This window comes from Kineococcus glutinatus (assembly GCF_039542765.1).
In the GTDB taxonomy this organism is placed as follows: Bacteria; Actinomycetota; Actinomycetes; order Actinomycetales; family Kineococcaceae; genus Kineococcus_A; species Kineococcus_A glutinatus.
The window spans coordinates 1-21558 of the sequence record NZ_BAABIL010000256.1 but is presented as its reverse complement, the minus strand read 5'-3'; the positions used below and the strand labels follow the sequence as shown (position 1 = coordinate 21558).

Annotated in this window: 16 protein-coding genes; 6 read left to right on the top strand and 10 right to left on the bottom strand. The window is 76.6% G+C overall.

The features are described from left to right. Window positions 1-148 precede the first annotated feature (148 nt). From ABEB16_RS10675 to ABEB16_RS10665, 3 genes are all read right to left on the bottom strand, one after another. Window positions 149-2521, bottom strand: coding sequence for a lamin tail domain-containing protein (locus ABEB16_RS10675; RefSeq protein ID WP_345712235.1), 2373 nt, complete (start codon window positions 2519-2521; stop codon window positions 149-151). A gap of 139 nt (window positions 2522-2660) precedes the next feature. Then, window positions 2661-3557 carry a transglutaminase domain-containing protein gene (locus tag ABEB16_RS10670; RefSeq protein ID WP_345712234.1) on the bottom strand — a complete coding sequence of 299 codons (897 nt, stop codon included), beginning with the start codon at window positions 3555-3557 and terminating at the stop codon, window positions 2661-2663. Between the two features lie 132 nt (window positions 3558-3689). Then, window positions 3690-4307, bottom strand: coding sequence for a class I SAM-dependent methyltransferase (locus ABEB16_RS10665; RefSeq protein WP_345712233.1), 618 nt, complete (start codon window positions 4305-4307; stop codon window positions 3690-3692). 86 nt (window positions 4308-4393) lie between these two features. Here ABEB16_RS10665 and ABEB16_RS10660 point away from each other — a divergent pair, with 86 nt between their 5' ends. Further along, the gene (locus ABEB16_RS10660; RefSeq protein WP_345712232.1) at window positions 4394-5431 is read left to right on the top strand and encodes an LLM class flavin-dependent oxidoreductase; all 1038 of its coding nucleotides are present in this window, start codon (window positions 4394-4396) and stop codon (window positions 5429-5431) included. A 29-nt stretch (window positions 5432-5460) separates the two neighbouring features. On the opposite strand, the gene ABEB16_RS10655 is transcribed toward ABEB16_RS10660, so the two are convergent. The 4 genes from ABEB16_RS10655 to ABEB16_RS10640 are packed head-to-tail and all read right to left on the bottom strand — an operon-like array spanning window position 5461 to window position 11404. Continuing rightward, window positions 5461-6438 (bottom strand): alpha/beta hydrolase, encoded by a 978-nt coding sequence (locus ABEB16_RS10655; RefSeq protein ID WP_345712231.1) that lies wholly within the window; start codon window positions 6436-6438, stop codon window positions 5461-5463. Window positions 6439-6461: 23 nt separating this feature from the next. Continuing rightward, a complete protein-coding gene (locus tag ABEB16_RS10650) occupies window positions 6462-8711 on the bottom strand; it encodes an alpha-L-rhamnosidase (protein ID WP_345712236.1) in 2250 nt (749 codons plus the stop codon). A 57-nt stretch (window positions 8712-8768) separates the two neighbouring features. Beyond that, window positions 8769-10034, bottom strand: a complete 1266-nt coding sequence (locus tag ABEB16_RS10645) for a glycoside hydrolase family 1 protein (RefSeq protein WP_345712230.1) — start codon at window positions 10032-10034, stop codon at window positions 8769-8771. Between the two features lie 53 nt (window positions 10035-10087). After that, complete coding sequence (locus tag ABEB16_RS10640; protein WP_345712229.1) at window positions 10088-11404, bottom strand: MFS transporter; 1317 nt, start codon at window positions 11402-11404, stop codon at window positions 10088-10090. A gap of 169 nt (window positions 11405-11573) precedes the next feature. Between ABEB16_RS10640 and ABEB16_RS10635 the strand changes: the two genes are divergently transcribed. After that, window positions 11574-12185, top strand: coding sequence for a TetR/AcrR family transcriptional regulator (locus ABEB16_RS10635; RefSeq protein ID WP_345712228.1), 612 nt, complete (start codon window positions 11574-11576; stop codon window positions 12183-12185). Window positions 12186-13470: 1285 nt separating this feature from the next. Here ABEB16_RS10635 and ABEB16_RS10630 read toward each other — a convergent pair. Next, window positions 13471-14799, bottom strand: coding sequence for an MFS transporter (locus ABEB16_RS10630; protein ID WP_345712227.1), 1329 nt, complete (start codon window positions 14797-14799; stop codon window positions 13471-13473). 107 nt (window positions 14800-14906) lie between these two features. Here ABEB16_RS10630 and ABEB16_RS10625 point away from each other — a divergent pair, with 107 nt between their 5' ends. After that, the gene (locus ABEB16_RS10625; protein ID WP_345712226.1) at window positions 14907-15836 is read left to right on the top strand and encodes a LysR family transcriptional regulator; all 930 of its coding nucleotides are present in this window, start codon (window positions 14907-14909) and stop codon (window positions 15834-15836) included. An 80-nt stretch (window positions 15837-15916) separates the two neighbouring features. Here ABEB16_RS10625 and ABEB16_RS10620 read toward each other — a convergent pair whose 3' ends face one another. Next, window positions 15917-16567, bottom strand: coding sequence for a M15 family metallopeptidase (locus ABEB16_RS10620; protein ID WP_345712225.1), 651 nt, complete (start codon window positions 16565-16567; stop codon window positions 15917-15919). An 86-nt stretch (window positions 16568-16653) separates the two neighbouring features. Between ABEB16_RS10620 and ABEB16_RS10615 the strand changes: the two genes are divergently transcribed. Next, window positions 16654-17385 (top strand): response regulator transcription factor, encoded by a 732-nt coding sequence (locus ABEB16_RS10615; protein WP_345712224.1) that lies wholly within the window; start codon window positions 16654-16656, stop codon window positions 17383-17385. Beyond that, complete coding sequence (locus tag ABEB16_RS10610) at window positions 17378-18478, top strand: sensor histidine kinase (RefSeq protein WP_345712223.1); 1101 nt, start codon at window positions 17378-17380, stop codon at window positions 18476-18478. The genes ABEB16_RS10615 and ABEB16_RS10610 overlap by 8 nt, the downstream gene beginning before the upstream one ends. Window positions 18479-18506: 28 nt before the next feature. On the opposite strand, the gene ABEB16_RS10605 is transcribed toward ABEB16_RS10610, so the two are convergent. Then, on the bottom strand, window positions 18507-19955 hold the full coding sequence (locus ABEB16_RS10605; RefSeq protein WP_345712222.1) for a diguanylate cyclase domain-containing protein: 1449 nt from the start codon (window positions 19953-19955) through the stop codon (window positions 18507-18509). Window positions 19956-20155: 200 nt separating this feature from the next. On the opposite strand from ABEB16_RS10605, the gene ABEB16_RS10600 reads away from it, so the two are divergent. Continuing rightward, window positions 20156-21532, top strand: coding sequence for a phosphotransferase (locus ABEB16_RS10600; protein WP_345712221.1), 1377 nt, complete (start codon window positions 20156-20158; stop codon window positions 21530-21532). Window positions 21533-21558 lie beyond the last annotated feature (26 nt).

Sequence of the window (21558 nt, the reverse complement as noted above, 5' to 3'; positions counted from 1 at the left end):
CGTCGTGGCGGTGCCGGCGGTGGTGCGGCTGGTGCGCCACCCCGACCGCACCCTCGCCACGGCGCTGTGACGGGACGGCCGGCGCCGCCGGTCCGCCGCCGACCGGGCTGCGGACCGGCGGCGGACCGGCGGTGCCGGGTCGCCGACCTCAGGAGCGGCCGGCGACCCGCAGCCGCACGACCTGCGGGTCGTGGTCGCTGACCTGGTCGGCGAACTCGCTGGTGACGTGAACGACGTCGTAGGCGTACCCGCGGCGGGCGAGCCCGCGGCTGATGAGGATGTGGTCGAGCACCTCGGAGTTGCCCTGGTAGACGTAGGTGTACCGCTCCTGCTGGGGCAGGGTGCGCGGCAGGTCCACCAGCGAGCCGTCCCCGACGAGGATGTCGGCGGTGGTGGAGAACTCGAAGTCGTTGAGGTCGCCGAGCACGACGACGGCGGCGTCGCGGTCCCGTCGCTGGATCGCGGTGACGAAGTCCCGCACGAGCTGCGCCTGCTGGTGCCGCTGCACCTCCGAGCTCACCGCAGGAGGCTGGTAGCGGCCGAACAGGGGCTGGTCGCCGCCCTTGGAGTTGAAGTGGTTCGCGACGACGAACAGCGAGCGGCCGCGGTACGAGAACTCCGCCGCGAGCGGCTTGCGGCTGCTGGTCCAGGCCGCGTCGGCGGGGGCGATCCGGCCGGGGGACGCGGACAGGTGCGGGTCGCCGCGGCGGTCGGTGACGACGCTCGTGGCGGTGGTGGCGCTGCCGCCGGGGGTGTCGACGAAGCGCAGGCCGCGGTCGGTGCGGAACAGCAGGACGTTGCGGATGTTGCCGCCGGGTTCCCCGCCGTCGGCGCGGTCGACCGGGTCGATCTGGCGGTAGGAGTAGACCGGGCCGCCGGCGGCGCGGATCGCGGCGAGCAGCTGGGAGATCGTGCGCCCGGCGGTGACGACGCCGTCGTCGGTGGGGCCGGTGTCGTCCTGGACCTCCTCCAGCGCCACGACGTCCGGGGAGCGCAGGTTCTGCACGAGGACGCCGGCCAGGCGGTCGAAGGTGGCCTGCGGGTCGCCGGGGTCGAGGTTCTCCACGTTGAAGGTGGCCACGGCGAGCTCGCCGCCGCGTGCCGCGGTGGTGGTCTCCCGGCGCAGGCCGCCGTCGGCGAGGACGGGCGCGCTCGTGGGCTGCAGGACGAAGTTGCCGAAGTCGTAGTCGAGGACGCCGACGGTGGCACCGGCGAAGCGGTCACCGACGTCCGCGGTGGGCAGCGCCACGAGGGCGTCGCCGACGACGAGGCGCTCGGGGTTGAAGTCGCCCTCGCGCGCCACGATGCCACCGCGGGCGGTGCGCACGCCCGAGCCGCGGGGCACGACCACGCTCTCCCCGTAGGAGTTGGTGGGGCCGACGACCGGCGCGTCGTCGAGCCGCAGCCGCATGCCCTCCAGGGACTCCCAGAAGTCGATGCCGTCGCGTGCGGGGTCGAAGGTCCCGCCCTCCTCGACCGATCCGGTGGCGTCGTCGTCGATGACCTCGCCCGGCGGCCGCAGCCCACCGGGGCCGACGAGGGCGGCGGCGGGCAGCGGCTGCGCGGTGGCGGTGGTCGTGACCACCGGGGAGGTGAGCTCGGTGGTGGTGAGGTTGGCCGACGAGGTGCCGCCCGCGCGGTACTCGGTGACGGTGCCGGTGACGGTGACGGCGTCGCCGACGGCCACGGTGGGCGCGGTGCCGGTGAAGACGAGGATCGCCTCGCTCGTGGCGGGGTCGGCGTCGGGGCTGGGGTCCTGCACCCAGAACCGGTTCGGGCCGACGGCGGTGACGACGCCCGGCACGTCGGCGACGAGGTCCCCGGCGTGCGGGGACAGGTGGGCGGCGCCCTGCACGTCGTGGATGCGCAGGCCGGCCACGGGGTCCGGCCCACCGCTGCCGGCCCCGCCACCGCCGGCGGGGGTGGGGGCGCCGGCGGTGAGGTCCGCGGCGTTGTCGTCGGTGTCGGCGCCGTTCGCGGCGCGCGCCACGGAGGTGGTGTTGGAGGCGGCCGGCGCGGGGGCGCCCTCGGCGTCGTTCGCGGTGCCGTAGCCGACGAGGTCGCGCACGCCGGGGGCGGCGGCGCAGGCGGTGGCGCAGCCCAGCGCGGTGGTGCTGGTGACGAGGGCGACCTTGCCGCTGGTGGCGCCCAGGGCGGTGCCGCCGGTGGCGTCGGCGGGCGGCAGCGGCGTCGTGCCGCCCGCGCCGCTGGCCTGCGCGACGAGGTAGCGGGCACCGGGTGCGACGGTGCCCGACAGCGGTGTGACCTGCCAGCTGGTGCCGCTCGCCGAGGCGTACTGCACGCTCCAGCCGCTCACGTCGACCGCCGTGGAGCCGGTGTTGACGAGCTCCACGAAGTCGGTGGTGTACGTGGCGCCGGAGTTGCCGCCCCCGCCGTAGACCTCGCTGATGACGAGACCGGGACCGGCGGCGGCGGCGGGTCCGGCCACCGCCGCCGCGCTCCCCGCCGCGAGGGCGAGGGCGAGGGCGGCGGCACCGGGACGGGGGGCGGGGAACGGCACGGGCACTCCTGGGGTGGGTCACCACGGTCGGCGGACCTGTGACGACTACCAGCAGGGCGCCCCCGCCGGGAACCCGCGGCACCGGTGCGGAGGAGGTGTTCACCGGGCGGTCACCGCCCGTCGGCTCCCGGGTCGCGCGTCAGGCGGTGACGGCGACCACCCCGAGGCTGCGGGTGGAGGTCAGGCGCCCGGTGGGGGCCCCGACGTAGCTGCCGGAGGTGGGGGCGACGTCGAGGTAGTCGCGGCCGGTGGCCACGACGACGTGGCCCGCTCCCGCCCGCCGGCCGTTGCAGGCGTCGAAGCCGAGGGCCACGGCGCCGTCGCCCTCGGGCACGACGACCTCCACCCACGCGTGGGTGCCGCCCTGACCGAGCAGGTGCCCGGAGACGTAGCGGGCGGGGACGCGCAGCAGGTGGCACAGGGCGAGGAGGACGTGCGCGAAGTCCTGGCAGACGCCCCGGCCCCCGGCCAGCGCCCGCGCCGCCGTGGTGCGCGTCGTGGTCGCCCCGTTCTCGTACACCAGCGCGCCGTGCACGGCGGCGCAGGCGCGCTCGGCGGTCTCGCGGGCGGGTTCACCGGGCCGGTGCAGCTGTCCGGCCCACTCCCGCAGCCGGTCGTCGGCGGCGGTCAGCGCGGTGGCCCGCAGCAGGCGGGGGTCGCGCAGCGCGGCGGCGGCCAGCACGGGAGGGCGGTCCGGCGCGAGGCGCTCCAGGAGGGCGGCGACGCGGAACTCGATGCTGCGCTCCACCCGCTCGGCGTGCACGTGCACGACGGTGGCGCCCGTGCCGGCGGCGGCCCCGGTGCGCACCCGGCGGCGGTGGGGGGCGCCGCGCACCTCGAACGCCCAGTGGCGGCGGTGGACGTCGCCGTGCCGCTGCGGGAGCACGACGACGAGGCGCTGGCGCAGCTCGTGGACGGGCTCGGCGTACTCGTAGCGGAACGTCTGCTCCAGCCGGTACGTCACGCGCCCGGCGGCCTCCAGGTCGCGCGCCGCGCATCCCAGCAGCGGTGCCGCCATCGCCTCCGCGGTGATCATGTCGCCTCCTCGCCGTGTCCCCCCGCCACCGTGGGCCCGCCGGGGCGCTCGTGCCCACCCGGGCAGATCGTCGGCGCGCCGCGTTTCCGGCGCGGGGCGGGCGGGTTCCGGTCGGGTGAAGCGCCGGCCGGCTCACCCCACGGGCACGGCGACCCCCTCGTGGAGGGTCCCGCTGACGCGCGGCGCCCCGGGCAGGTGGTAGGTGCGCAGCGCCCGGGCGTGCAGCCCCGCGGCGGCCAGCAGGGCGGGCACGTCCCGGTCGAGCACGCAGCCGGCGACGCGCCGGTGCAGGCCGCTGCCGCGGTGCTGCCGGCGGGCGACGCGCGTGTCCGGGGACAGGCCGTGCTCGACGAAGTGCAGGGTGCCGCCGGGGCGCAGCACCCGGGCCACCTCCCGCAGCGCCGCCACCGGGTCGGGGATGCCGCACAGCGTCCAGGTGCACAGCGCCGCGTCGAAGCGGCGGTCGGGCAGGTCGAGCCGCTGGGCGTCGTCGCCGGCGACCACGACGGGGACGGGTGAGGCGGCCCGCCGCGCCGCGGAGAGGGCCAGCGCCGTCCGGGACGGCTCCACCGCCCAGACGGCGCGCACGGCCGGCGGCAGGTGCGGGGTGTTGCGGCCGCTGCCGTAGCCGATCTCCAGGACGTCCCCGCGCAGGTCCGCGCACACCCTCGCGCGGACCTGGGACAGGGCGGGGGCGCGCATGGCGACGTCGAGCAGCCGGGGCCGGACCCGCTCGGCGAAGAGGTTCACGGGCGTCGATCGTGCTCCCCGCCGCCGGGCGCGGCAAGGGACCCGCCCACCGGAACAGACGGGCCCCGTGGGGCGCTGCACCCCTCGTGAAGCGCATCGGGTTCCTGTCCTTCGGCCACTGGCAGGCCGTCCCCGGCTCACAGGTGCGCACCGCCCGCGAGGCGCTGGTGCAGACGGTGGAACTGGCCGCGGCCGCCGAGGAGATCGGCATCGACGGCGCGTTCGTGCGGGTGCACCACTTCGCCCGCCAGCAGGCCGCGCCGTTCCCCGTGCTGGCGGCGATGGCCGCGCGCACCTCGCGCATCGAGCTGGGCACCGGCGTGATCGACATGCGCTACGAGAACCCGCTCTACATGGCGGAGGAGGCCGCGCAGACGGACCTGCTCAGCGGCGGTCGGCTGCAGCTCGGCGTCAGCCGCGGCTCACCGGAGACCGCGCTGCGCGGCTCGGAGGCGTTCGGGTACGTGCCCGCCGAGGGCAGCAGCGATGCCGACCTGGCCCGGCAGAAGACGGAGCTGTTCCGCGCCGCGATCTCCGGCGCCCGCCTCGTGGCCGGCGACCCGCGGATGACGGGGTCGAGCGCGCCGCTGGCGCTGCAGCCGCAGTCACCGGGGCTGGCCGACCGGATCTGGTGGGGGTCGGGAACCCGCGCGACGGCCCGCTGGGCGGCGGAGCAGGGCATGAACCTCATGAGCTCCACGCTGCTCACCGAGGACACCGGGGTGCCGTTCGACGAGCTGCAGGCAGAGCAGATCGCCGTGTTCCGCGAGGCGTGGGCACAGGCCGGCTGGGAGCGCGAACCGCGGGTCTCGGTGAGCCGCAGCGTGCTGCCGATCACCACCGACGTGGACCGCGCCCTCTTCGGCGGCCGCGCCGAGCGGGACTCCGCCGACCAGGTCGGCCACCTCGACGGGACGATGGCCCGGTTCGGGCGCGGCTACGTCGGCGAACCCGACGTCATCGCGGCGGAGCTGGCCCGCGACGCTGCGGTGCGGGAGGCGGACACGCTGCTGCTCACGGTGCCCAACCAGCTGGGGGTGGACCACAACGCCCACCTGCTGCAGGCGATAGCCCACCACGTGGCGCCCGCGCTGGGCTGGAGCCCGGCGGTGGTCCCCTCCTGAGGTGACCACCGCTCGGCCCGCGCGGGAGATCACCCGACGGGCAGCACCACCCGCTCGGGCTGCCCGGCGACGACCGCGGCCAGCAGGTCCAGGGCCCGGTCGACGGGTTCGAGGTCGGCCGGCAGGTTGAGGAAGCCGTGCAGCAGCCCGCGCGCCAGCACCTGCCGCACGTCGACGCCGGCGCGGGCCAGCTGCGCGGCGAAGGCCTCCCCGGAGGTGCGCAGGTCGTCGTACTCGGCGTTGAGCAGCAGCACCGGGCACAGCCCGGCGAGGTCCGCGGAAGCCGGCATCGCATAACCGTCGGCGCGGCCGACCGGGCCACCGAGGTAGTTCTCGGTGGTCCCCCGGCGCTCCTCGGGCGGGAAGCGCAGCAGCGCCGGCACCTCGGCCATGAGGGCGTCCAGCTCGTCGCGGGCGGGCGGCAGCACAGCGTGGGCCACGGCGTAGACGAGGACCAGGTTCGCCGGCAGCCAGCCGTCGTCGTCGCGCAGCCGCAGCGCCGCTCCGGCGGCGAGGTTGCCCCCGGCGCTGGCACCGCCCACGGAGATCCGCGACGGGTCCACACCGAGCGCGTCGGCACCGTCGCGGACCCAGCGGACGGCGGCCACGACGTCGTCGTGCGGCACCGGGTAGGTCACCCCGCCCACGGCGAGGCGGTAGTCGACGCTGACGACGACCGCCCCGGCGCGCGCGGCGACCTGCCGGGCGGTCCAGTCCGCCTCGTGCATGTCCAGGTCGCCCATCCGGAACGCCCCGCCGTGCATCCACACCAGGCAGGGGCGGGCGGTCCCGGCCTCGTCGGGTTCGTAGACCCGCACCGGCACCGGCCCGTGCGGCCCGGGCACCTCGGCGGTGCGGGTGGCGACCGCCGGGGGCGGGGTCACCACGTCGTGGGACTCGAACTCCTCCAGCCGGCGGCGCAGGGCGGGGTCGCCGAACGCCTCCGGGAAGGAGGTGATGCCCTCCAGCAGGTGGAACCTGGAGGCGATGGCGGGGTGGACGGGCACGGGTCGCTCCTGGGGTCGGGTCGTCAGGCGGGTGCGGGGGTCCTGGTGCTCGCGGTGTGGGTGCCCGCGCCGAGTTCCTCGTCGGGCCGGCCGGGCAGGCGCAGCAGCGCGCTGGTGCCTGCGGGCACCTCGACCTCGACGGTGAGCTCGCCATCCTGGTCCAGCTGCCAGGACACCGCCAGGTGCCCGTGCGGGGTGTCCAGCGCACCCTTGGCCCAGGTGATCCCACCCCCGGGTTGCGGGGCGACGAGCGCGCGGGCGTAGCCGGGTTCCAGCGCCGCGATGCCGGCGACGGTGCGGTGCATCCAGTCGGCCACCGCGCCGAGGGCGTAGTGGTTGAAGCTGGTCATCTCCCCCGGGTTGATCGAGCCGTCGGGCAGCATGGAGTCCCACCGCTCCCAGATGGTGGTGGCCCCCATCGTCACCGGGTAGAGCCAGGAGGGGCACTGCGTCTGCAGCAGCAACCGGTAGGCGGTGTCCAGGTGCCCGGTGCGGGTCAGGGCGTCGGTCACGTACGGGGTGCCGGCGAAACCGGTGGCGATCCGGTGCCCACCCTCGGCCACCAGCTGCGCCAGCCGGTCCCCGGCCCGCTGCACGTCGCCGTCCAGCAGGCCGAACTCGATCGCCAGCGCGTACACCGTCGGGCAGTCGCTGTGCACCCGGCCGTCGGCGTCCACGTACGCCTCGCGGAAGGCCGTGCCGATCCGCTCGGCCAGCGCGCCCCAGCGGGCGGCGTCGGCGTCCTCCCCCAGCACGGCGGCGGCCTCGGCGAGGGTGTGCGCGGAGCGGTACGCGCAGGCGGTGGCGACGACGCCGTTGTCGGCCTTGGCCTTGAACGGCGCGTCCGGCGGGGCGGTCGGGTCCAGCCAGTCCCCGAACTGGAACCCGGTGTCCCACAGGCCGGTGTCCGACAGCAGGCCCTCGACGCGGTCGACGTGCGCGCTCATCGACGGGTACGCCTGCCGCAGCACGGCGGGGTCGCCGTGCGCCTGCCACAGCGCCCACGGCACCCACACGGCGGCGTCGCTCCACACCGCCGCGGTCTCCGGCTCCCCGAACTCCGGCGGGTGCGGGACGTACTTGAGGACGTCGGGCACCACGAACGGCACCTTGCCCGCGGCGGCCGCCTGCTCGGCGGCGAGGTCGGCCAGCCAGTCCCGCAGCAGGTCCGAGACGTCGTAGAGGTAGGCGGCGGTGGGCGCGAACACCGCGAGGTCACCGGTCCAGCCCAGGCGCTCGTCGCGCTGGGGGCAGTCCGTCGGCACGTCGACGAAGTTGCCCCTGAGTCCCCACACCACGTTGCTATGCAGCTGGTTCAGCAGCTCGTCGGAGCACTCGAACGTCCCCGTCCGGCGCAGCTGCGAGTGCACCACCACCGCCTCGACGTCCTCGGCCGCCAGCTCCCCCGGCCAGCCGGTGACCTCCGCGTAGCGGAACCCGTGGAACGTGAGGGTGGGCTCCAGCACGTCGTCGCCGCCGGAGAGGATCCAGCGGTCGGTGGCCCGCGCGGTGCGCAGCGGGCGCACCCCCAGCTCCCCGTCCTCCAGCACCTCGGCGTGGCGGACGACCACCTCCGCGCCCGCCTCGCCGCGCACCCGCAACCGCAACCGCCCCACGAGGTTCTGCCCGAAGTCCAGGATCGTCCGGCCCGACGGGGAGGTGAGGACCTGCTGCACCCCCAGCACCTCCTGCCGGCGCACGGGCGGTGCCAGGCGCGGGACCAGCCGCGCGGTGTCGAGGTCGACCTCCCGCACCCCGCCCCAGCCCTCCTCGGAGCCGGCCGTCGTCGCCCACGCCGGGTCCAGCAGCCGCAGGTCGGTGGTCTGGCCGTCGTAGAGGTCGTCGGCCAGCACCGCCGAGGCGTGCGAGCGCCACGAGCCGTCGGTGGCCACCACCTGCACGTGGCCGTCGCCGAACTCCACCTCCAGCTGCGCGAACCCGGCGGGGGCGTCGGCGTAGTAGGCGCGCTCGCCGCTCCAGGTGAGCCGGCCCGCCGCCCAGCCGTTGCCGAGGGCCAGGCCGAGGACGGACTCCGCCCCCGGCGCGGCCAGCAGCTGCGTGACGTCGTGGCTGCGGTAGCGCAGCCGCCACTCGTAGCTGCTCCACCCCGGCGCCAGCACGTCGTCGGAGACGGGCGCACCGTCCAGGAACGCCTCGACGAGCCCGAGCCCCGTCACGTGCAGCACGGCGCGGCGCACCGGGCCGTGGCCGGCCTCGACGGTGAAGCGGGTGCGCAGCAGCGGCGCGTTCGGTGCGCTCTCGGCGGCGATCATGCGTGCCTGCCAGGGTGCGGTCACGAGTTTCCTCCCAGGGGGTTAGGGCCTCGGGGCTCAGAGCCCGAGGGCGGCGCCGTTCGTCCGCGCGATCTCCCCGAGGCGGTGTGCGCTCGGCTTGGGGGTGCGCTGCTGGGTCTCGCGGTCCACGGCGATCAGCCCGAACGTCGGCCGGTACCCGAAGATCCACTCGAAGTTGTCGAACGCGGTCCAGGCGATGTAGCCGCGCACGTCGACGCCGTCGCGCAGGCAGGCGGCCACCCCGCGCAGCGCCCGCTCGAGGTAGTCGACGCGCTGGGTGTCGTCGGCCGTGGCCAGCCCGTTCTCGGTGACCAGCACGGGCACCTGCGCGACGGCGGCGGCCTGCCGGACGGTGGCCTCCAGCGCCTCGGGGTAGATCTCCTCCCCCAGCTGGTTCACCGGGGCCCCCTCGGGGGCCGGCAGCAGCCCGTCGGGGCCGAAGACGTGGCGCCCGTAGGTCTGCACGCCGACGAAGTCGTCACCGCGGGAGGCCTCCAGGAACCGCTCGTTGACGTGGCGGCGAACCCGGTCCGCCACCTCCTCCCCGCCCGGCCCGGCCTGCACGTCGGTGTTCGCCAGGGTCCAGCCGACGGGGAACCGCCCGCCCGCGGACCTGATCGCCTCGGTGCCGGCGCGGTGGGCGGCGAGCTTGACGTCGAACGCCTCGTCGGAGGCGGTGAACTGGAAGGGCGCCACCCGCTCGGCCTCGATGCCCAGGGCGTCGGCGGCCGCCGCCCACATCGGGAACTTCGCGCGCAGCTCCCGCGGCTGCCCGCCGATGCCCATGGTGACGAGCAGGTCGGGCAGGTTCGGCTCGTTGAGGGTGCACGCGGCGCCGACGAGGTCGCCGAGGTGGCGGGTGACGCGCTCGCAGTAGCGGGCGAAGCGGGCGGGGGTGCGCTCGTCCTCCCAGCCGCCGGCGGCCAGCAGCCAGCGCGGGGAGGTGAAGTGGTGGTACGTCACCACCGGGGTCAGGCCGTGCTCGTGGCAGGTGAGCAGCACGCGGCGGTAGTGCTCCAGCGCCGCGAGGGAGAACTCCCCCTCCGCCGGCTCGATGCGCGACCACTCCAGGGAGAGCCGGTAGGTGGTCAGGCCGAGGGAGGCCAGCAGCGCGATGTCCTCCCGGTAGCGGTGGTAGTGGTCGACCGCGTCGCCGGAGGGCTCGGCGAAGATGGTCTCGGGCAGGTGCTCCAGGAACCAGACGTCGTTGTTGCTGTTGCCGCCCTCGACCTGGTGGGAGGCGGTCGCCGCCCCCCAGAGGAAACCGGCGGGGAAGGTGGCGGGGGTGCTGTTCGAGGTCATGGTGCGGGCTCCTGGATGTGCGACCGGTCGGGGGTTCTCGCCGACGTCGGGGTTCAGCGGACCTTGCGGATGGGGAGGATGAGCAGCGCCCCGACGAGGGCGGCGGCGGCGCCGCAGAGGAAGAGGGCGTCGAAGTTCTTCGGGTTCTCCGCGCTGGCGCCGAGGGCGAGCAGGGCCGGGGCGGCGGCGGAGACGATGAACGTCGGCAGGTTGTTCGCCAGGTTCATGATGCCGATGTCCTTGGCGGGGTTGTCGGGGTCGGGCAGCACCTGGGTGACGAGGGCGAGGTCGACGGCGAAGTAGATGCCCTGGCCGACGGCGACGACCGCGGTGGCGAGCAGGTACTCGCCGAAGGAGTCCACCCGGGTGACGAGCACCAGGCCGAGGGCGAGCACGGCGGCGGAGACGCCGACGAACGGCTTGCGGCGCCCGATGCGGTCGGAGAGCTTGCCGGCCAGCGGGGCCAGGACCAAGGAGACGGCGTTGACGACGAGGACCGTGGCGAGGACGGAGGCGGCGATCGCGGCGCCGTCGACGTGCAGGCCCATGAGCAGGTAGAAGACCTGGTAGGCGTTGAGGGCGCCGACGCCGCAGAACACCAGCAGCCGGCTCGTCCAGGCCAGCCCGAAGTCGGGGTGGCGCAGCGGGTTCACCCAGAATGTGCCGAAGGCGGCGCGCAGGTCCAGGGGCTCGCGCTCGGCGCCGGTGGAGGGCGCCTCGCGCAGGGTGAGGGCCATGGCGAGGACGCCGACGGCCCCCACAGCGGCCGGCAGCAGGATCTGCGCGGTCAGCGAGGTGTGCACGAGCTGGCCGATGCCCAGGCCGACGAGGGCGCCGAGACCGGTGCTGAGGCTGACGATCGCGGAGGCGGGGCCGCGCCGGTCCGGCGGCAGCTGGTCGGCGACCACGGAGGTCACCGCCATGACCACCGCGCCGGTGCCCAGGGTGGTGACGAGGCCGGCGAGGGTGAGGAGCGCGGTGCTGTCCGCCAGGACCATCAGGACCGCGCCGGCGAGGATCGCTGCGGCCCCGAGCAGCAGGTAGGGGCGGCGGCGGCCGAGCGCGGAGCGGGTGCGGTCGCTGAGGCGGCCCAGGACGGGGAAGGCCAGGAGGGTGAACAGGCCCTGCGCGCCCGTCACGACGGACAGCACGGTGGTGCCGTCGGCGGGGTCGATCGCGTTGGCCTTGAGCGAGGCGGTGAGCAGCGCCGGGGTCATCAGCGCCACGGCACCACCGATCGCACCGACGGCGAGCAGGGGCAGGAAGCCGCGCTGGAGGGCGGGCCGGTCGGCGGTGAGCTGCGCAGCACCCTCGGGCACGGCGGCCTGCGGCGCGGTGACCGGCGGGGCGGGGATCGGTTCAGCAGCCATCGAAGCGTCCTTGCTCGAGGGGAGGAGTGGGGTGGGCCGACGGGTGCGGCCCGGCTCACGACGCTAACCAACCTTTACCGGTGTGGTCAAGGTTGGCTGCTGTACCGTCACCCCTCGGCGGCCGATCCACAGGCCGCACCCAGCTCCGCACGGCAGGACGGGAGGACCGATGCCCGGGGCAGACCGGCCGGCGAGGGGTGCGCGCGGCCCCTACGCCAACGGCGAGCGCCGCCGGGCGGAGATCGTCGACGCGGCGATGGCCGTCTTCGCGGAGCAGGGCTACGAGCGCACCTCGCTGCGCGACATCGCCGAGCGCGCCGGCACCAGCCACGCCAGCCTCATCCACCACTTCGGCTCCAAGGCCGTCCTGCTCCGGCAGGTCCTGCAGCGGCGCGCGGAGCTGGATCGCCCCGTGCGCGCGGAGGCGGTGCGCACGGCGGGCCTGCTCGACGCGGCCGTGGAGATGATGCACCGCAACGCCCGGGTCCCCGGCCTCATCCAGCTCGACGCCACCCTCACCGTCGAGGCCCTCGACCCCGCCCACCCTGCGCACGAGTTCTTCCGGCAGGTCTACGACGACTTCGCCGCCGAGGTCCTGCCCGAGCTGGAGCGCGAGCGCGACGCCGGCCGGATCCGCACCGACCTGCCGCTGCCGCTCGTGGCCCGGCAGTTCGTGGCGCTCATCCAGGGCGTGCAGATCCAGTGGCTCTACGACCCCGGCGTCGACATGGCCGAGCACGTGCGCGTCTGGCTGGAGCTGCTCCGGCCGGCCCGGGGCTGATCCCGGCCACCCACCCCCGCGCGCCACCGCGCGTCGCTACCCTCGGTCACGACGCGCCGGCGGGAGGGGACGAGATGACCGAGCAGGGCCCCCCGCACGTCGCGGTGGTCGGGGCGAGCTTCGCCGGGTTGTTCACCGCCGCGGCGGCCGCGGCGGCGGGGTGCCGCGTCACCGTCGTGGAGCGCGACGAGCTGCCCGAGGTCCCCGGTCCCCGCCCGGGGGTGGCCCAGGGCGCGCAACCGCACATCGTCGTCCAGCGCGGCCTGCGCGCCGCCGGGCAGCTGCTGCCCGGCCTGGAGGACGACCTCCTCGCCCGCGGCGCCGTCCGCATCGACACCGGCCGGCTGCCGTGGCTGGGCCCGCACGGCTGGTCCCCGATCGGCGACCACGGCTACGACATCCTGTCCCTGACCCGCCCGGCCCTGGAGGACGCGGTGCGCCGCCGCGTCGAGCGGCTGCCCGGCGTCGGGCTGCGCACCCGCACCCGCGCCGTCGCCCTGCAGCGGCGGGGCACCGGCTGGCGGCTGGAGGTGGCCGAGGGCGCGGCCGTGGACGCCGACGTCCTGCACGACGCCGCCGGGCGCGGTTCCCGGCTGCCGCGGTGGCTGGCGCAGCTCGGCGTGGCACCCGCCCGCGTGGACCGGGTGGACGCCCGGATCGGGTACGCCACCCGCCGCTACCGCGGCCGCGGCGGCAGCGGCCTCGTCGTGCAGAGCCACCCCGCCGCACCGCGCGGCGGCCTCGTGCTGCCCGTGGAGGACGGCGGGTGGCTCGTCACCGCCGTCGGGGTGGGCGAGGACCGCCCACCGCGCGGGGCCGCGGGTTTCGAGGAGTTCCTCTCCTCGCTGCGCGACCCCGCGGCGGCGGAGATGGTGCGGTGCTGGGAGCCGGTCGGCGACGTCGTCGTGCACCGGCAGACCGCCAACGTGCGGCACCGCTACGAGGCGGTGCCCGACTGGCCGGCCGGGCTGCTGGCCGTCGGCGACGCCCTCTGCGCGTTCGACCCCGTCTACGGGCAGGGCATCACCGTCGCCGCCTGCCAGGCGGTCGCGGCCGGCCGCCGGCTCGGGCGCCGGCCCGACGAGCGCGCCACCCGGCGGCTGCAGCGCACCCTGTCCCGGGTGGCGGACCTGCCGTGGTCCATCGCCACCGGCGCCGACCTGGCCTACCCCACGACCGGGGGCACGCGCACGCGCTCGCAGGTGCTGTTCGGCGCGTGGGCCGGCGAGGTGAACCGTCTCGGCACCCGCGGCGACCTGCGCGCGGCGCGGGTGCTGGCGCGCACCTACCACCTGGTGGGTTCACCGCTGGGCCTGCTGCACCCCGCGCTGGTGACCGCCGCGGTGCGGGGCCGGCTGCGCGGCCACCCGGCGCCCGCCCCCCGCCCGGACGCGCTGCGCAGCAGCACCAGCGCGCACCCCAGCGCCAGCGCGCAGAGCAGCACCACGAACCCGGCCACCGCCGGCCAGCCCGCCGCGGTGAACACCGCGCTGCCCGCCCAGCCGAGCCCGCTGGAACCGGCGTAGTACGCCAGCGTGTAGAGCGCCGAGGCCTGCGCCCGCCCCGTCCGCGCCCGGCCCCCCGTCCAGCCCGAGGCGATCGCGTGGGCGGCGAAGAACCCCGCCGTGAACAGCAGCAGCCCCGCGACGACCGCGGGCAGCGAGGCGCTCGCCGTGACGAGGACCCCCGCGGCCATCGCGGCCGTCGCGGTCAGCAGCACCGGCAGCCGCCCCCAGCGCTCCGCGGCCCGGCCCGCCACCGCCGAGCTCACCGTCCCGGCGAGGTAGCCGGTGAAGAGCAGGCCCACGACCGTCTGCGACACCCCGAACGGCTCGGCCAGCAGCCGGAACCCCAGGACGTTGTAGACGGTGGAGAACGCCCCCATGAGCAGCAACCCCTGCGCGTAGAGGGCGAGCAAACCGGGGTCGGCCAGCGCCGCCCGCAGCCGGGGACCGGACCGCCCGGCGCGCGGGGCCCGGCGGAACCCCCGCGACGGCGGCACGACCAGCAGGAACACCACCGAGGCCAGCACCCCCAGGACGCCCACGGCGAGCACCCCGGCGCGCCAGCCCGCGACGTCGGCCACCGCGCTGGACACCAGCCGCCCCAGCAGGCCGCCGATCGTGGTGCCCGAGACGTAGGCGGCCGCGGCCCGGGTGACGTCGGCGGCGCGCACCTCCTCCGCCACGTAGGCGACGGCGACGGCGGGCAACCCGCCGAGGGCGGCCCCCTGCAGCGCGCGCAGCGGCAGCAGCAGGCCGAGGCCGCCCGCGGCGGGGACGGCCAGGCCCAGGGCGGAGGCCAGCAGCACCGAGGCCGCCATCACCCGCACCCGCCCGAACCGGTCCGCCAGCGCGCTCCAGCCCAGCACCGACAGGGCCAGCGCCCCGGTGGCGACCGACACCCCGAGGGCCGCGCGCGCCGGGTCGACGCGCAGGCCGCCGGCCAGCGCGGGCAGCACCGCCTGCACGGAGTACAACTGGGCGAACGTCGCGACGCCGGCGGCGAAGAGGGCCACGACGGTGCGGCGGTAGCCGCGCCCGCCGCGGGCGTGACCGGTGAAGGGCTCCCCCGCCCCCGTCGCCCGCCCGGCACGTGCCTGGTCCTCCGTCATGCCGGCGACCGTAGGCAGGCGCCGCTTCATGCGTCCAATGCATCGGTGCGCACGGACCGATGCACCTGCGCATGGACGTCGCTCCCCCGTCGTGACACCCTCGCCGGGTGGCCGAACCGGTCGAGACCCCCGAGGGCGCGCTGCACGCCCTCGCCGGGCCGCTGCGCGTCCTCAGCGCCGTCGCCGAGCACGGCCACGTCACCCGCGCCGCCGAAGCCCTCCGCCTGCCGCAACCCACGGTGAGCCGCGCCCTGGCCCGGCTGCAGTCCGCCGTCGGGGTCCCGCTGCTGACCCGCACCGGCCGGGGCATCGCGCTCACCCCCGCCGGGCGCACCCTCGCCGCCGCCGCCCGCCGCGGCCTCGACGAGGTGGCCGCCGGTCTCGCCCTCGTCGCCGACACCGCCTCCCCCACCAGCGGCCGGGTCGGGCTGGCGTTCCTGCACACGATGGGCGCCGAAGCGGTGCCGGCCCTCGTCAGCGCCTTCCGCACCGAGCACACCGGGCTGCGGTTCTCCCTCGTGCAGGGCAGCGCCGACGCGGTGCTCGCGCGGCTGGAGGCCGGTGACGTCGACCTGGTGCTCACCTCCCCGCTGCCGCAGCGGCCCCGGCTGGTGGCGCACGCGCTCGCCGAGCAGCCCCTGGTGCTGGTGCTGCCCGCCGGGCACCGCCTCGCCCGCCGCACCGCCGTCCGGCTCGTGGAGGTCCGCGACGAACCGTTCGTGGGGTTCGAGGAGGGCTACGGCATGCGCGGCATCACCGAGCGGCTCTGCGCCGCGGCGGGTTTCGCGCCGCGGCTGGCGTTCGAGGGGCAGGACGCCGGGACGGTGCGCGGGCTGGTGGCCGCCGGGCTCGGGGTGGCGGTGCTGCCGCGGGTGCCGGGGAGCCCACCGGCCGGGGTGGTGGAGCGGGAGCTGCGCGGGCCGGCGGCCGCCCGCACCGTCGGGCTGGTGTGGCGGGACGCGCCGCTGCCCGGGCCGGCGCGGCTGTTCCGGGACTTCGTGCTGGCGCGCGAGGACCCGCTGGGGGTGGGGCGGTGAGCAGCGCACCACGAGGTCGGGCCGGGAAACCCACGCCCCGGCCCGACCTCGTGGTGGGACCACCGGGCCGGGCGACGGGCTCAGCGCCGCGTCCTCGGATCGTGCGCGGGGTCGGCGTACGCGGGAGGGCAGCCGCCGCGGAGGGCCTGGGGGCGCAGTTCGTGGTGCCAGGGCTCGTTGCGGTAGACCTGGCACAGGCCGTAGCGGGCGCCGCGTTCCGACAGCCACGCCGCGGCACCGGGTCCCCCGATGTCGGCCGCGTCCCCGGACACGTGCGCGGACGTGTCCGGGGTGGCGACCCAGCGGGCGGCCTCCTCCGGCGAGCCGTACCGGGAGACCGCCTCGGCGAGGAGCTGCTCCTGGTAGCGGGCCGAGCGCCACCCGCTGTTGACGACGAACGCGATGCCCTCGTCGGCGGCGTCCGCGGCCGCGTCGCGCAGGGCCCGCAGCAGAGCGGGGTCCAGGTTCGCCACGCCGGGGTACCCGTCGTCGAACGGGGTCACGCCGTCGGGGAGCACGCCGTCGTCCGCGGTGGCGGCCCGGCCGGCCCCGGTGGTCGCACCGCCGCGGTCGTCGCGGGGGCTCGGGGCGGACACGCCCACCGGTGACGACGGCGCCTGACGGGTGGAGACCGCGATCACCGCGGCGGCGAGGAGGACCAGGGCGGTGGCGGTGGCGGTGAACCCGAGCGTCCCGGGGTGCTTCGGTCGTGTCGCCGTGGTCTGCGTCATGCCCCCAGTCGAGGCGGCGCCGCGTCGTCAGCGCGTATGGGGTTTTCCATACGTCCACGACATGCCCCGCGCGTAGCATGGCGGTCGTGCGCGTGCTGGTCGTCGAGGACGAGCCCTTCATGGCGGAGGCCATCCGCGACGGGCTGCGCCTGGAGGCCATCGCGGCCGACATCGCCGGTGACGGCGACACCGCCCTGGAACTGCTGGACGTCAACGCCTACGACGCCGCCGTCCTCGACCGCGACATCCCGGGCCCCTCCGGTGACGAGGTCGCCGCGAGCATCGTCGCCGCCGGCAGCGGCACGCCGATCCTGATGCTCACCGCCGCCGACCGGCTCGACGACAAGGCGTCCGGGTTCGGGCTCGGCGCCGACGACTACCTCACCAAGCCGTTCGACCTGCGGGAACTCGTGCTCAGGCTCCGGGCGCTGGACCGCAGGCGCGCCCACCACAGGCCGCCCGTGCACGAGATCGCCGGCCTGCGGCTGGACCCGTTCCGCCGCGAGGTCCACCGCGACGGGCGCTACGTCGCGCTGACCAGGAAGCAGTTCGCCGTGCTGGAGGTCCTCGTCACCGCCCGGGGCGGTGTCGTCAGCGCCGAGGAACTCCTGGAGCGGGCCTGGGACGAGAACGCCGACCCGTTCACCAACGCCGTGCGCATCACGGTCTCGGCCCTGCGCAAGCGGCTCGGCGAACCCTGGCTGATCGCCACGGTGCCCGGCGTGGGCTACCGCATCGACGCGGGGATCGACGCGGGGACCGACGCGGGGACCGACGCGGGGCCGGACGCCGGGGGTGGCGGAGGCGGGCGTGGATAGGGCCCCCGGCCCGAGCGTCCGCCTGAAACTCACCCTCAGCTACGCCGGTTTCCTCCTGCTGGCCGGTGCCCTGCTGCTCGCGGTCGTGTGGGTGTTCCTGCTGCGCTACGTGCCCGATGCCGTGCTCGGCACCTCCGGCCCCCGCGGGCCCGACCCCGGCCTCTTCATCCCCAACCGGTCCGACCTCCAGCGCGCTTTCGCACCGAGGGCGGCCGTGGCGATGGTGTTCCTGCTGGTGTTCGGCCTCGTGGGGGGCTGGGTCCTCGCCGGCCGGATGCTCGCCCCCCTGGCGCGCATCACCGACGCCACGCGCACGGCCGCGACGGGCTCGCTGTCGCACCGGATCCGGCTCGAGGGCCGCGGGGACGAGTTCCGCGAGCTCGCCGACGCCTTCGACGCCATGCTCGCCCGCCTCGAGGCGCACGTCGCCCAGCAGCGCAGGTTCGCGGCCAACGCCTCCCACGAACTGAGGACGCCGCTGGCGATCACGCGGACTCTCCTCGACGTGGCCCGCGACGACCCGGACCGCGACGGCGGCGAGCTGGACGAACGCCTCCGCGCCGTCAACACCCGGGCGATCGAGCTCACCGAGGCGCTGCTCCTGCTCAGCCGCGCCGAGGGGCGCTCCTTCACCCGCGAGCAGGTCGACCTGTCCCTGGTGGCGGAGGAGGCCGCCGAGACGCTCCTGCCCCTGGCGGAGCAGCGCCGCGTCACCGTCGAGACCTCCGGCGAGATCACCCCGACCACCGGCTCGCACGCGCTCCTGCTGCAGATGACCACGAACCTGGTGCACAACGCGATCGTCCACAACCTCCCCGAGCGCGGCACCGTCCGGGTCACCGCCGGCGCCCACCGCGGATCGGCGGTGCTCACCGTCGAGAACACCGGCGAGGAACTGACCCCGGAGCTGACGGCGACGCTCACCGAGCCGTTCCAGCGCGGCCCCGAACGCGTCCGCAGCAGCCACGAAGGCGTCGGTCTCGGTCTGGCGATCGTCGAGAGCATCGCCCGGGCGCACGAGGGAGGGCTCACCCTCACCCCGCGGGCCGCCGGCGGCCTGCGCGTCACGGTGCGGCTGCCCGCCGCCCGGTGAGCGCCGGCCGGCCCCGGTCAACCGGGGATCACGCGGTCGCGACCACCGGTCGCCCACCGGGTTGCGTGCGCACGCAACCCTTGCCGGCGGCCTTCGCCGCGTACATCGCCGCGTCGGCGCGGCGCAGCAGGGCGTCGGCCGTCCCACCCGCGCCGTCCGAGGAGTGCGCCACGCCCACGCTGGCGCCGATCCGCGCCCGCTCGCCGCCGATGCGGACCGGGGCGCCGAGGGCCTCCACCACCCGGCGGCCCGCGGCGGCGGCGCTCGCGGCGTCGGTGGCGGGCAGCAGCACGGCGAACTCGTCACCGCCGAGGCGGGCGCAGACGTCGGCGTCCCGCAGGACGTGGCGCAGCCGGGCGGCGACCGTGCGCAGCAGCGCGTCACCCGCCGCGTGGCCCATCCCGTCGTTGACGGCCTTGAAACCGTCGAGGTCGACGAACAGCAGCGCGCACCCCACCGAGTGCGGGTCGGCGAGCTCGGCCGCCACCGCCTCCCCGAACGCGGCGCGGTTCGGCAGCCCGGTGAGCGCGTCGGTGCGGGCCTGCGCACGCAGCGCGTCGCGGGCCTCGGCGTTGCGCAGGGCCAGCACCACCTGGTGCACGACGGCCCGGGCGCCGTCCACGCCCGCCTCCACGGCGCGGCGCGGACCGGCCACGACGAGCCAGGCGTCCCCGGCGAAACCGGGCAGCCGCAGGCACCCCCAGCCCCCGCCGCCGTCGACGAGGACCGCACCCTCCGCCGGAACGCCGCCGACCGGACCGGCACCGCTGCCCACGTCCACCGCGGGGCCGCAGGAGCGCACCGGCCGCAGCGCGTCGCCCTCGGACGCCACCACGACGAGCGAGAGGCCCGGGGTCGTCGCGCAGAGGTCCTCCAGGGCGCTCCACGCCAGGGCGTGGATCCGGGCGGTGTCCGCGGCGGACAGCAGGTCGGCCCCCAGCACGGCGACGACCGCCTCGCGCCGGGCCGCCTCGTCGCGCCCGCGCAGGCCGCTGAGCAGGGCGCGGATGACGCAGACGTTGAGCACCAGCATCGGGAACCCGCTGAAGAGGGCAGCCGGGTCGTACGAGGTGCCGGCGGGGTGGAGCCGCTCCCACAGCAGCAGCCCGGTGCTGAGGGCGACCATGACGAGCCCGACGCGGACGAAGGCGCGCACCGTCGAGCCGTACATCGAGCGGAACCACAGCGAGGAGAACGCGACGCTCAGCACCGACGTGGGCACCGGGCACAGCGACACCAGCACCACGAGGAGCGCGCCCTCCAGCACGTCCACGGGCCACGGCGTCGCCCGACCGGCCTGGGTGCGCCACCACGAACCGGCCAGCACCGCACCGACGCCGAGCGCGAGCGCGGTGTGCGCAACGGACGCCAGGACCGCCACGGGGGTCGTGACGACCAGCAGGGAGGCGAGGACGCAGACCAGGAAGAGGCTGCGCGTGCGCCCGACGCTGTCCTGCCGCTGCGCTCCGCGGTCCACCGGCACCGCCCCACCACCTCCCCCGTCGCTCCCGACCGCCGGCCGGCGGTCGGGGAGTGGATCGTCAGGGTCGCGGAACCGCTCGATCACCCGTGCGGGTGAGGCACCGGCCGCCGCAGGGGGCCGGGGTAGCCTCCGGGCGCGGCGACCACGCCGCAGCCGCTCCGACTCCGACTCCGACTCCGACTTGGGAAGCACCGATGCCGCACGCCCCCGACGCCACCGGTCCCCTCTTCGACTTCCGCTCCGCCGCCGGCCTGCCCGTGCCGGTCCTCACCACGGCCGACGCCGAGGCGATCGCCGCGGAGCACGTCGGGCTGCGGGCGCGGGCGGCATCCCTGGGCAGCCAGCAGGACGCGAACTTCCTGCTCACCACCCCCGACGGCGACGCCGTCCTCGGCGTGCTGAAGGTGACCAACCCCGCGTTCGGCCCGCTCGACGTGGCCGCCCAGACCGCGGCGGCCGAGCACCTGGCGGCCCGGGACCCGCTGCTGCGCGTGGCCACCGCGCTGCCCGGCCCCGACGGCGACCCGCAGCGGCTGGTGCGGCTGCCCTCCGGCGAGCGGGCCGTGGTGCGGCTGCTGCGCCACCTGCCCGGCGGCACCCTCAGCGGCTCGGGGTACCTGTCGCCGCGGGTCGTCGCGGCGCTGGGGGACGTGGCCGGGCGGGTGTCGGTGGCGCTGGCCGACTTCGAGCACCCCGGTCTGCGGCACGTCCTGCAGTGGGACCTGCAGCACGCCGCGCAGGTCGTGGAGCAGCTGGCCCACCACGTCGGGGACCCGGTGCTGCGCGAGCGGATCACCGACGCGGCGCGCAGCGCACAGGCCGTCGTCGAGCGGGTGGCGGCGGACCTGCCGCGGCAGGCGGTGCACGGCGACCTCACCGACGACAACGTCGTCTGCACCAGCCCCGGCCCCGGCGGGGTGCGGCTGCCCGACGGGGTCCTCGACCTCGGGGACGTCACGGCGAGCTGGGCGGTCGCCGAGCTCGCCGTGACGCTGTCCTCGCTGCTGCACCACGACGGGTCGGGCGCGCCGGCGGTGCTGCCGGCGGTCGCGGCGTTCCACGCCCGGCGCCCGCTGGCCGGGGCGGAGGTCGAGGCGCTGTGGCCGCTGGTGGTGCTGCGCGCCGCGGTGCTCGTCGTCAGCTCCCACCAGCAGCTCGCCCTCGACGCCGCCGAGGGGCGCGGCAACGACTACGTGGCGGCGAACCTCGCCCACGAGGAGGCGGTGTTCGAGGCGGCGTGCGCGCTGCCGGCGGCGGTGGTGACCGCCCTGGTGCGCGCCCACCTCGGGCTGCCCGCGGTGAGCGCCGGCCCACCCGCCGACGCCACCCCGCTCGCCGCGGGCGCGGACCCGGTGGTGCTGGACCTGTCGTGGGCGGCCGACGCCCTCGACGGCGGGGCGTGGCTGGAGCCCGGGACCGAGGACGCGCTGGCGGCCCACGCCCTGGACGCCGGGGCGGCGCTGGTCGTCACCGCGTTCGGCGAGGCGCGGCTGACCCGCACCGCGCTGCGCTCGGCGACGGCGCCGGCGGTGGTGGCCACCGGCGTCGGAGGGGTTTCGGGCACCCGGTGAGCACCCCACCACCCGCCCCGGCGCGC